Origin of the sequence: Desulfocucumis palustris (assembly GCF_002933875.1) — a bacterium.
Classification (GTDB): Bacteria; Bacillota; Desulfotomaculia; order Desulfotomaculales; family Desulfocucumaceae; genus Desulfocucumis; species Desulfocucumis palustris.
Genome location: NZ_BFAV01000112.1, coordinates 37,519 through 48,519, shown reverse-complemented (window position 1 = coordinate 48,519; position 11,001 = coordinate 37,519). Strand labels below are relative to the sequence as shown.

Sequence of the window (11,001 nt, the reverse complement as noted above, 5' to 3'; positions counted from 1 at the left end):
GCTGAAGGAAATCTCCTACATCCACGCCGAGGCTTACGCCGCCGGGGAACTGAAGCACGGCACCCTGGCCCTGATAGTAAAGGACGTTCCGGTGATTGCCCTGGCCATGGAAGGCATCAAGGAAGTGGAGAAAGTGGTGGACCACGTGATGCACATACCCACCACCCACCCGGTGCTGGCCCCCATACTCTCGGTGGTGCCCCTGCAGCTGCTGGCCTACCGCATGGCGGTGGCCAGGGGGAGCGACCTGGACCAGCCTCGTAACCTCGCTAAATCGGTTACTGTGGAGTAGGATGGCATTGGGGTAAAATAGCTGTTATTATTAAAGGAGAGCAGTTCTTTGCTCTCCTTTTGAATTGTCGTTGCGTGCTAAATTGGGTTGATATTGAAAAGCAATATTATTTGCTTATAGAAAGGATGTCGGAAATGAGCGCACCCAAAAAAATTTTGCACGAGATGGTAGATGCTTTACCGGAAAATAAGATTATGTTACTAAAAAGGTTCCTGGAAGATTTGTTAAAAGAGAGTAATGAAGATAATCTCTGGTTGGAAGCAGACCTGGGAGCCCTTCCTCCATATGATTGGGGATCAAATGGGCCACCCGAGGGCAAAAAAGTAAAGTATCAACCGGGTGTTGGTTTGATAATTCAAGAGGAACAAAAAAATGAAGGATAATATTATTAAAACAGGTGATCTTCTTTTGATTTCCCTTCCGTCCCATAATCCTAAAAGGACACGAGCAGGAGGGAAGCAGACCGGCTATTGTGGTGGGTGTACCGAAGGGCGCGATTCGCTATCCTGTAGTTATTGTTATTCCGTTAACAACCCAAAGCGGCCCTTGGGCGATAAAAAATCCGAACTTATATCATTACATACCTCAAGGTACGGCAGGAATTCCCCGGGATTCTATAGCCTTGATTGATCAGTTACGAACGGTTGATGTCCAACGTGTTCGTGCTTATTTAGGCAGCCTGGAAAAGGAAATATATGAGCGCATAAGAAAAAGTTTGCTTAAGATTTTTAGTGGGTAAATTTAAAAGTAATTATTATTCTGTTTTGGAATAGGTGATTGTATTGAATGTTGGCGCGCGTATACGGGAATTACGCAAAGCTAAAGGATTGTCTACCAAAAGAACTAGATGAAATAACGAGCATATCGCAGCCGGTTATTAACAGACTGGAGACAAATAACAGGTTTGCTGATGTAGCATATATAGAAATTATCTGTAATGCCCTCGGAATAACCCTCGCTGAATTTTTCACGGAAGACAGGCGGGAGATAGATCCGAAACTCCGGCGGTTATTAGAAACAGCCAAAAAATTGACAGCGGAGCAGCGGGACTATTAGAAACAATGAGCAGGATTAAAAATTCCCCTGCGTTCGTTGATATTTTGTTAATAGCGAAAGAAAGGTCCGATTCCTTTTTTAAATAAGGAATCGGGCTTTTGTTATCAGGGACTGATAGTACTGTTCTTTAATAGCGCAATTAAAAAAGGATTATGATATAATTTGAAGAAAAGTGTTAATAAAGTATTTTTTCTGATTTTATGGAGATTTAAAATGGAGTCTGAAGAGCTAAAAACAATCTTTTCAAATATTAATCTGTGGAAGCGTAATGGGGAACGGGCTCCACACAAGCCACTATTACTTCTTTATACCCTTGGCCGGTTAGACAGAAAGCAGCCAAGGATGATTGCTTATTCAGAGGTTAAGGAAAATCTTAAACATCTTCTTATGGAATTTGGCCCTCCACGTCGCAGTTATGTTTCCAGATATCCTTTTCTGCGTCTATCCAATGATGGGAGCTGGGAGATTACCGGCAAAAATAAAATAGATACAAAAAGGGATTGGAGCGATAATATACTTTTGGTAAATGATACGCATGGAGGTTTTACTGAAGAAGTATATTCCCTCCTTTCCAAGGATAGAAGGCTTATACGTGAATTCGCAAACATCATATTGGAACAAAATTTTCCGGAGACTATGCACGAAGATATACTTAATGAGGTTGGACTTGATCTTGATTTAGCCGGAAAACCGTCCCGAAATCCCCAGTTTCGAGAGCGTATTTTAATGGCTTATGAGTATAAATGTGCGTCTGCGGCTTTAATGTGAGGTTGGGGAATACCTTAATTGCTGTGGAGGCCGCCCATATTAAGTGGCATCAGGCTGGGGGACCGGATCTTGAAGAAAACGGAATCGCATTATGCGCGATGCATCATAAATTATTTGACCGGGGTGTGTTTACCATAAGTAACTCATTAAAGTTCCAAGGAGTTTAATTTGAATATAAGTAGGGATTACCCCTACTCTTCTGAACAGCCCTTTATCCTATTTACATTAATCCTTATACACCTACATATTTTTTGGAGTGATTGCCATGAAGATGTATGTTGGGATCACTGATTTTGATTGGTTTAATACTTTGAAGCAGGCAAATTGTGATGAAGTGAATTTCTGGAAGCCTGGGGGTCGTTCCAATTTCAAAGCCTTGGCTGAAGGGGACTTTTTTTTATTCAAACTTCATACGCCGAATGATTTCATCGTAGGTGGAGGATTTTTTCTGAAGTTTTCTATTCTGCCATCCTCGTTAGCCTGGGAAGCATTTGGCATCGCCAATGGGGCCGAGAACCTTCAAGTGCTGAATAACCGAATTTACAAATACAAGAAAACTAACCGGTTGATTGACCCTGATCCTTACATAGGGTGCATCATCTTATCCATGCCTTTTTATTTTGATAAGCAAGACTGGATCCCTGTTCCGATTGACTGGAATCGTAACATTGTCCAGGGTAAAATTTACGATACTAAGGAAGTTACAGGAATGGCTCTTTATAAGCAGGTTCAAGATAAACTTAGACTGCAAGGAACGATGCAGCCGGAACTATTAAAGGAGGATATTGGTGAAAATCGATATGGGAAAGAGCAAATAATACGACCGCGGATCGGACAGGGAGCATTCAAAGTGTTGATTACAGATGCTTATCAGAGAAGATGTGCGATTACGGGAGAGAAGACTTTGCCGGTATTAGAGGCTGCACATATCAAGCCATATGGTCATAACGGACCTCATTCTATAAATAATGGATTGCTACTTCGCAGAGATTTTCATACACTATTTGACAGAGGATATATAACTGTAGATAAAAATTTTAGAGTGGAAGTCAGCCATAGAATCAAAGAGGATTTTGGAAACGGTAAAGAATACTATACTCATCACGGTAGCAAGCTCATTATTTTACCGGAGCGAAAAGATCAGCTCCCCGATGCACAGTATTTGAAATGGCACAATGAGAATGTCTATCTTGGCTAAAATAAAGCAACGCACAAAAGGATCCCGCAACAAGTTTCTTCCACGTACGCCTGTGGACGGAAAAGGAATTTCTGGAAGCCCTCTCACACAATACGAGCGTTTGGAGGACGACATTAAGGCTGAATTACCATTGAAGCGCATTTGGACTGTTGCAATGCAGAAATGATTGACCCTATTTAAGAATATGGGGGTGGCATGAGGACGGAGGTGGCATGAGGTGGCATATTAGATAGAGTGGCGAGCGAAACGTTCCCATGCCAAAATAAAATAGACAAGATGTGATTGAAGCAATAATGCACTTTTGGTAAAATTATAAATAAGGGGGCACATAAATGAACGATCTTGATTTTTACCAGAATCTGAGAGTAAAAATAAAGGATTGGCTGAACAGCAAAAACGGCTCAGATAATAAGTGGGCCGACTATATTATGCTAACTCCCGATTTGTTTCACTTGCTGTGCAAATTAACAATGGAAAAAGAAGTGAACGTAGCTGATAAAGCTAAGCTGGCTGGAGCTATTGCCTATTTTGTATCGCCAATTGATATTATACCCGAGGCTATATTAGGGCCTGCCGGGTATGTTGATGATATAGCTCTTGCTGCCTACGTGCTAAATTCAATAATAAATAACACCGATCCTGAGGTTGTTAAGCGGAATTGGGCAGGAGAAAAAGATATCTTGGAGGTGGTCCAGTCTATTTTGCGAGTAGCGGATCAGATGGTTGGGTCTGGCTTATGGAAAAAGATTCAGAATAAGTTTAAATAATTAGTCCTGTGCTAAGAGTATGACAAAATCGCCGGTAAATTTACATGGAAAATTTATCTACATTATATAAGCATGTTAAAAAAGACTGGATCTTTCATATTCGACGGATCCAGTCAATTATTTTTTGGTGGTATGGTATCCCTAAATAGCTTTTTTGCGGCTCATGCTTTCCACTAATAAATATACATTCGGCACCAAAATCAGTGTCAGCACGGTGGAAAATACCACGCCGCTGATTATACTGATGGCAATGGGGCGGTTGAGGCTGCTGCCCAGTATCACCATTGGCAGCAAACCAAACACCGTTGTGGCCGAGGTCGATAAAATGGGCCACATTCTTACCTTGCCGGCCTACCGAATGGCGTCATTAAGGGACATTCCTTGCTTGCGGCCAATTTCAATTAAATCCAGCAGCACAATGCCATTGCGCACCACAATTCCGGACAGGCTGACTATTCCCAGCAAAGCCATGAAGCCCAGCGGCGTGCCTGTGATAAACAGTCCTAGCAATGCTCCCGACAGGGCCAGATAAATCGAGATTAAAACAATGGCTGGCTTGGTCAGAGAATAAAACTGCATGGCGCTGATTATATTGATCAATAATCCGACCACCACCGACAATCTTCCAATGCTGACAAAGGCATTTATGCGCTCCTCATTCTCCCCGCCGTACTCAATCCGGTATCCGGGCGGCATGGGGACGCTTCGTTCGGCAAATTAGATTTAGAAGGTGGCGAGCGAAACATTCCCATGTGGCGCAAAGAAGATTCTAAAAGCAGGTGAAATTGTTGGAATGCCTTTGTTTTTTTAATGGCAGCTTAAAATACATGGAGGATTATGACAAACCGGTACCCCAAGCAGATGAAGCCTTAATTAAAGTCATTCTGACGGGGATTTGCAATACTGACCTTGAAATTACTCAAGGGTACAAAGGATTTCAAGGAGTATTGGGTCATGAATTTGTAGGAGTAGTTGAACAAGCGCCGGACCCGGGCTTAATAGGCAAGCGGGTGGTTGGTGATATAAATATTGGCTGCAATAACTGTATAAACTGTAAAAATGACTTCCACCATCACTGTGAAAATCGTCATGTGCTTGGAATCCTGGGTAAGGATGGAGCATTTGCTGAATACATAACCCTGCCGGTTAAGAATCTATACGTTGTGCCTGATAATGTTACGGATGCTGAAGCAGTATTTGCGGAGCCATTGGCCGCCGCACTGGAGATCACAGAAAAATTTCATATAAAGCCGACACATAATTTTGCGGTGTTGGGGGATGGAAAGCTGGGACAGCTTGTTGCCCGGGTTTTAAGCTTAACCGGCTGTAATTTAACTGTAATAGGTAAGCATGAAGATAAACTGAGACTTTTAAAGGGTATAGCAAAAACCATCAAATTGACCGGGGCTAATTATAAAGGCTTTTTTGATATTGTTGCTGAATGTACTGGAAATAGCCAAGGTCTGTCATTTGCACAGGATATTGTTAAGCCGTCAGGAACGATTATTTTAAAAAGTACCTATCAAGGCAATCTGACAATGAACCCCAGTGGCTGGGTGGTAAATGAAGTAACGCTAATGGGCTCTCGATGTGGTCCGATGGACGCAGCCTTAAGGATTTTAGAGAGAAAACTGGTTAATGTTGAGTCCTTGGTAAGCCATGTTTTTACATTGGAGGAATTCGAAAAAGCTTTTCAGACTAGAAATTCCATGAAAGTATTATTTAAACTTAATACAGCCCGTACCTGTGGAGATATGGAATGAGCTGCTTATGGATACAATAGGCCTGCCCAACCACAGGCAGGAAAAGAACTTTCTTAAGGGTCACGCCAATGAAATCTCGTAGTTTTTCTACAGGGAGCGTGAGCCGGTTTTTATTATAAAAACGGTGTGGGTGATATGGCGGTAATGAGCATAGAAGCATACGAGAGGCAGCAGGCACTCATTGAACTCTATGGAAAGCTGGCTGAAGTAGAGGCTGAGAATGCCAACGGCGCCGCAGGAGACCCTAGGGGGCCCTGCATGTAGTACAATAGCTGGTAGACGGGGTTCTGTCCTATTCATTCATGTCTCCAGAGCCGCCCGGGCAGCAATTATTTCTGCCTACATGAGGGGTGGCACTGTTGCAAATTTAATTATTGATTTTTCTTAAGGAGTGATATATAATTCTAAATGTATATACCAGTTGATTATTTCAGTATTTCTAATACATATAAAAAAGACATTTCTAGGTGGGAAAGTATGGTATTATTTAATATAAATTTGGACGAAAGCAGTAAACTTCCGTTATATCACCAGTTAGCTGAACAGCTATGCGAAATAATTCAACGGGGAAATTTAAAGCCCGGGGATGTTTTACCTTCGGAGCGAGAAATTTGCGATAAATTTAATGTTAGTAGAGGCACTGTTAGGCAGGCCATCAATAACCTGGTTAGCAAGGGTTATGTAAGCCGTAAGCAAGGTAAGGGAACGGTGATCAAACACCCGGTATTAGATCATGACCTTATAGGGGATTACAGCTTTGGTAAAGGTATGCTTCGCCAGGGTTTGAAGGTTAGTTCAGCAGTTTTGTTTTCCGGTGTGATTATTGGCAAAAAAAGGATAACCAACCGATTGGCCTTGAGCAGTAAAGCAAAGCTAATTAAAATTTCAAGAATTCGTTTTGCCAATGATGAACCCTGGATAATTGAGGATTCTTATTTGCCCGAGGAAAGATTCTCAGGTCTTGAAACATATGATTTTACTTCCCACCTGCTAGTTGAGGTTCTAGCCAATGTTTATTACACCCGATTGTCTAGAATTGAAGCATATATTGAGCCAACTCTGGCCGGGGAGATTAATTCTAAATTACTTGGCATAGATGTTGGATCCCCTGCTCTGGTTTTGGACAGGGTTTTATATGATGAAAAAGGTATCCCTGTTGTATGTGGCCAGGCTTTTGTGAGAGGGGATAGGTGTAGGTATTACTTTAAAATTAACCGGTAATTTTTTCAATTTAGTGGTATATACATTTAAACAACTTGACCACCAATGCGTGCAATACAAGGAAAAGTTTAAGCCCATTTAAGTGAAAGAACTAACATGAACTAATTGAAATGACGAGGTTCTGCGCAGTGTCATCAGTGAATGTAAGATATTTTGCAAAATATAATAGCACTTGGATAGGTTGCCAAGGGTCCTTTGGGATCCTTGCTTTCCCAGTTTTCCAGGGCAAGCATAATAGAACACTTTATAAGACGGCAGGAGGTACGTTTTAATATTTCGCGGCAGATTTTATTTTCTTTTTTTGCTTTAAATGATATAGACATTTATACATATAAACCTCAAAAATAAAGCCGATGCTTTATAAATAATTACACCAAAAGGAGGGATATTTATACATGTGTGTTGTTGTATTTTCCCAATTAAAGCAAATTGATGCTTGAGACAATTGATAAGTTAATGACTGATACCAAAAAACAGGGGAGGAAAGAGCAGTGGAAAACTATGATTTCGAAAAACTTATCCAGGCCGTTGTAGATGGGGAAAGCGAAGATGCCCTTGAACTCGTTGAGGATGCCCTAAAGCGGGGGGTTTCCGCTTATGAAATAATCGATATGGGTCTTGTTGAAGGCATGAAGATCGTATCGGACAGGTATGACCGTAAACAGTACTTTGTGCCTGATTTGGCAGCTTCAGCTGAGGCCATGACCGATGCGTTGGAACAACTCAAACCACTCCTTGAGGTGCAGAAGGAAAAGTCCAAGGGTACCGTGGTTATTGGGGTGGTTCAGGAGTGCAGTCAAGAAATAGGCAAAAATATAGTGGCGGCCATGCTGAGCGGAGCCGGGTTCAAGGTTTACGATCTAGGTATAAATGTTACTCCCCGTCAGTTTGTTGATAAAGCCAGGGAGGTTATGGCCGATATCGTCGGAATGGGTTCGCCCATGCTGCAGACTGTTAAATACTTTGCCGAGACTGAACAGTTGTTAAAACAGGAAGGACTGCGGGAAAAGATTAAGTTATTGGTTGGCGGTGCCGCCACCAACCGGTCTACACCTGAAAAAACCGGTACCGATGCTTGGGCCGTTGATGGTAACGAAGCGGTTAAAGTGGCGGAAAGTCTCATGGAACAACTAAGGGGGGTACAATAATGCGCTCAACCGAAAAAATTGATGCACTGGCCGAACAGCTACATCAAAATGTAAGGAATTCCGGAGAATATCTGACACCTTTGGAAAGGTTTAATTCCGTACACATTTACAATTCTGTTCCTGACCGCTTGCTGGCATGGGCATTTTATAGAGAATATCCCAGGTATCTGGTGAACTATACAGTTAAGGATATTGAAACTGATCACTTGAAGGAATGTGAATCCCTGCTGGCCGGTCTGGTTGAATTTGGCTATGATACAGTTTGGACAAACGTTGATGTATACTCCGTAATCCCCGAGGTTTGGGGCTGTCCGATTTCCATGCATGAAGATGCTGTTTCGGTGCCCGTGGGTGCAGTGATTAAACGCCCTGAAGATCTGGAGCAACTTAGGCCAATTGATCCGTACAACGATGGCAGGCTGTCTGTAGTCCTGAATAGCATAGCACTTTTGAGAGAAAAAATTGGCGATATTTACCCCGTCCTGGGGCATTGTACCGGGCCTGTTTCGTTGGCCTCCATTCTCAGAGGCGGCAGCAAATTTGTAGTGGATGTCAAGAAAAGGCCTGAATTTGTAGCCAGGTTACTGGATTTCTGTGCCGATCAAATTATTACCTTTGCCAAAGCCCAGTTGGACCTTGGGGCAACTGGTGTACATATGGCGGATGCTGCCGGTTCCCCCTCCATGGTAAGTCCCCAGCAGTATGAAGAAGTGTTTATGCCTGCCTATATGAAAATCCAAAAGGCCCTCGGCCACCTTACCCCCTCCGGAGCGCGGTGGCATTCCCAGTCGGGCTTTGAAACCCTCGACGACCTTGAAGAATTTCTTGAGAAGTCACTAATTGCAGGAAATAATATCATTCACGTGTCTACTCCTTGGTCCCTTAAACTGGATATAGTGGCTATTCAAAACCTGTGTAGAAAGTATGGGGCTGTGCTCTGGTTTGGTATCGATCCGGCTTCTTTTGCAAACCTCACTCCAGAACAGTTGGAACTTCAGGTAAAAGAATATATTGAAAAATACGCTAAAGACTTTGAAGGCTACTTCCAGATTGGACCCAATATGCTGAATGATACATCAAAGCCCGAACTGGTAAAGGCCTACATGGAGGCCATGAGAAAATACGGAAAGTGCCCCGTGGGCTAAAGGTTTAATATGGTCTAAGAACCAAAAAGGGGGGTAAACAGTGATTGGTTATTGGGTACTGGCCTTTATGGTTGGTTATACTGCTTTACTGATATATCTTGGGCAGGTTAGTCGCAAAAAAATTACCGGCGGAGAAAGCTATTTTTCGGGGGGCAGCTCTTTTGGTGTTCTGTACATTGTAGGCAGCGTCAGCGCTTTTTGGGGCGCGGCCACCTTTATTTCCGTCCTTGAAACTGCTTACACCAAAGGTATTTCAGCGGTCTGGTACGGAGTGGCCACCATGATCATGGTGGCCATGATCGGATTTGTTCTGGTGCCCAAGTATAAATCCATTGGCATGGTAACCTTTTCCGGAGTATTGGGGGATCAATACGGCAATACCGTCCGGGCCATCTCCTCTCTAATTATCGGCATCACTTTTCCTATGTTTTCCATTGCCACCGTGGTGGGGGCATCATCAGTCCTTACGGTAGCCCTGCATTGGCCCATATGGCTTAGTGTTACCGTGACAAGTCTGATCATACTGGCCTATGTACTTTTAGGGGGGATGTTTGCAGTGGGTATAACCCAACTGCTCAACCTTGCAACCATGTACCTGGGGCTGGTGCTGGCTTTGGTTATTGTGGCCGTGAACACGGGGTTTGACAAGCTGGCTACTTTGCCCGCCAGCTACAGCGCCCCCTTTACGGTGGGCACTGGAACAATATTGGTCTGGATATTTAATTTCTTGACCAATGCCGTTATTGCCCAAGCTGTAATTCAAATGATTATGGCTTGTAAAGATGCCAAAACCGGCAGGAAAGGTACCGGCATAGCAATTCTGGGAATAATTCCCTTGACAGTAATTCCGGCTATTCTTGGCATGGCCACGGCGCTGGCGGTTCCGGACGTTAAGGGAGGATTGATTGCTTTTGCGCAATACATATTGCAAGCCGCTCCGGCCCCGGTTGCGGCACTGGTTTTCCTCGGTGTCTGGGCCGCAGCCCTAGCTTATGCTGGACCTTGCCAGTTTTCGGGGGGTACCAGCCTGGGTAAAGATTTTTTCCAGTCAATTAACGAAAATGCTTCCAATGAACAGCTGGTCCGTTATGGAGGTTATGCCACTGCACTGCTGACCGGGGTTTTGATTGTTTACGGTTTTATGCGGGCGGAGCAGGCAGCCTGGTGGAACATATTTGCCTTTAACCTCCGTAACTCGGCTGTTTTTGCCCCCACCATCGCGGCGCTGGTATGGCCCGTAGCTTCCCGGAGAGCCACCATAATGACCATGATTTTAGGGGCCAGCGCAGGTTTTACATGGTATTACCTGGGCAACTTCAGCCCGGCCGCATTTTATATGAAGGTACATCCCATGTGGATTGGCATGAGCGTAGGCATATTGACTTTGGTTCTCGTTTCAATTGTCGAGAATAGGAAAAAGATATCCATTAGCTTTGAAAAAAATTCTGGTTTTGGTTTCTTATGCCTGGCCTTGACCTTGTTATGCGCCTATTTGACAGCCGCCTATACCAGTGTTCTTCAGGTCACGGGGCTGCTCGGGAATCTTATTTTCCTGGCTACCATGGGTTTGTTTACTGTTGCCATTATCTTTGTACATTTCAAAAAAGAAGATGCGCCCGTTCGTTCATCGGCATGATCGGTTG

Annotated in this window: 13 protein-coding genes and 1 pseudogene; 13 read left to right on the top strand and 1 reads right to left on the bottom strand. The window is 43.5% G+C overall.

Annotated features, from left to right (window positions below; all coding sequences use genetic code 11):
* From DCCM_RS08765 to DCCM_RS08735, 8 genes are all read left to right on the top strand, one after another.
* The coding region (locus DCCM_RS08765) for an SIS domain-containing protein (protein WP_123057288.1) at window positions 1-292 on the top strand (292 nt) is incomplete at its 5' end.
* Between the two features lie 134 nt (window positions 293-426).
* Window positions 427-675, top strand: a complete 249-nt coding sequence (locus DCCM_RS08760) for a hypothetical protein (RefSeq protein ID WP_104372038.1) — start codon at window positions 427-429, stop codon at window positions 673-675.
* 44 nt (window positions 676-719) lie between these two features.
* Window positions 720-1,031 carry a type II toxin-antitoxin system PemK/MazF family toxin gene (locus DCCM_RS08755; protein ID WP_307718808.1) on the top strand — a complete coding sequence of 104 codons (312 nt, stop codon included), beginning with the start codon at window positions 720-722 and terminating at the stop codon, window positions 1,029-1,031.
* A 47-nt stretch (window positions 1,032-1,078) separates the two neighbouring features.
* The gene (locus DCCM_RS08750; protein ID WP_207655566.1) at window positions 1,079-1,348 is read left to right on the top strand and encodes a helix-turn-helix domain-containing protein; all 270 of its coding nucleotides are present in this window, start codon (window positions 1,079-1,081) and stop codon (window positions 1,346-1,348) included.
* Window positions 1,349-1,510: 162 nt separating this feature from the next.
* Window positions 1,511-2,116, top strand: a complete 606-nt coding sequence (locus DCCM_RS08745) for a phosphorothioated DNA-binding restriction endonuclease (protein WP_231702711.1) — start codon at window positions 1,511-1,513, stop codon at window positions 2,114-2,116.
* Window positions 2,092-2,283 (top strand): HNH endonuclease, encoded by a 192-nt coding sequence (locus DCCM_RS19230; protein WP_231702710.1) that lies wholly within the window; start codon window positions 2,092-2,094, stop codon window positions 2,281-2,283. Before DCCM_RS08745 ends, DCCM_RS19230 begins: the two co-directional genes overlap by 25 nt.
* 98 nt (window positions 2,284-2,381) lie before the next feature.
* On the top strand, window positions 2,382-3,314 hold the full coding sequence (locus tag DCCM_RS08740; protein ID WP_104372034.1) for an HNH endonuclease: 933 nt from the start codon (window positions 2,382-2,384) through the stop codon (window positions 3,312-3,314).
* 332 nt (window positions 3,315-3,646) lie between these two features.
* Window positions 3,647-4,081, top strand: a complete 435-nt coding sequence (locus DCCM_RS08735; protein ID WP_104372033.1) for a YkvA family protein — start codon at window positions 3,647-3,649, stop codon at window positions 4,079-4,081.
* Between the two features lie 141 nt (window positions 4,082-4,222).
* On the opposite strand, the pseudogene DCCM_RS19225 reads toward DCCM_RS08735, so the two are convergent.
* Window positions 4,223-4,777: pseudogene (locus tag DCCM_RS19225) on the bottom strand (efflux RND transporter permease subunit).
* Window positions 4,778-4,908: 131 nt separating this feature from the next.
* Between DCCM_RS19225 and DCCM_RS08725 the strand changes: the two are divergent.
* The 5 genes from DCCM_RS08725 (at window position 4,909) to DCCM_RS08695 (ending at window position 10,994) form a co-directional block, all read left to right on the top strand.
* Window positions 4,909-5,844, top strand: a complete 936-nt coding sequence (locus tag DCCM_RS08725; RefSeq protein ID WP_104372037.1) for an MDR/zinc-dependent alcohol dehydrogenase-like family protein — start codon at window positions 4,909-4,911, stop codon at window positions 5,842-5,844.
* Between the two features lie 477 nt (window positions 5,845-6,321).
* A complete protein-coding gene (locus DCCM_RS08715; RefSeq protein WP_165792081.1) occupies window positions 6,322-7,065 on the top strand; it encodes a GntR family transcriptional regulator in 744 nt (247 codons plus the stop codon).
* Between the two features lie 491 nt (window positions 7,066-7,556).
* The gene (locus DCCM_RS08705; protein WP_104372030.1) at window positions 7,557-8,213 is read left to right on the top strand and encodes a B12-binding domain-containing protein; all 657 of its coding nucleotides are present in this window, start codon (window positions 7,557-7,559) and stop codon (window positions 8,211-8,213) included.
* A complete protein-coding gene (locus DCCM_RS08700) occupies window positions 8,213-9,358 on the top strand; it encodes a uroporphyrinogen decarboxylase family protein (protein WP_104372029.1) in 1,146 nt (381 codons plus the stop codon). The genes DCCM_RS08705 and DCCM_RS08700 overlap by 1 nt, the downstream gene beginning before the upstream one ends.
* A 40-nt stretch (window positions 9,359-9,398) precedes the next feature.
* Entirely contained in the window at window positions 9,399-10,994 is a 1,596-nt protein-coding gene (locus DCCM_RS08695) for a sodium:solute symporter family protein (protein WP_104372028.1), read from the top strand.
* The last annotated feature ends 7 nt before the right edge of the window (window positions 10,995-11,001 follow it).

Coding starts and splice junctions, on each gene's coding strand:
- DCCM_RS08725 (WP_104372037.1), top strand. CDS start 4,909: ATGGAGGATTATGACAAACCGGTACCCCAAGCAGATGAAGCCTTAATT.
- DCCM_RS19230 (WP_231702710.1), top strand. CDS start 2,092: ATGTGCGTCTGCGGCTTTAATGTGAGGTTGGGGAATACCTTAATTGCT.
- DCCM_RS08740 (WP_104372034.1), top strand. CDS start 2,382: ATGAAGATGTATGTTGGGATCACTGATTTTGATTGGTTTAATACTTTG.
- DCCM_RS08750 (WP_207655566.1), top strand. CDS start 1,079: ATGTTGGCGCGCGTATACGGGAATTACGCAAAGCTAAAGGATTGTCTA.
- DCCM_RS08715 (WP_165792081.1), top strand. CDS start 6,322: ATGGTATTATTTAATATAAATTTGGACGAAAGCAGTAAACTTCCGTTA.
- DCCM_RS08735 (WP_104372033.1), top strand. CDS start 3,647: ATGAACGATCTTGATTTTTACCAGAATCTGAGAGTAAAAATAAAGGAT.
- DCCM_RS08760 (WP_104372038.1), top strand. CDS start 427: ATGAGCGCACCCAAAAAAATTTTGCACGAGATGGTAGATGCTTTACCG.
- DCCM_RS08700 (WP_104372029.1), top strand. CDS start 8,213: ATGCGCTCAACCGAAAAAATTGATGCACTGGCCGAACAGCTACATCAA.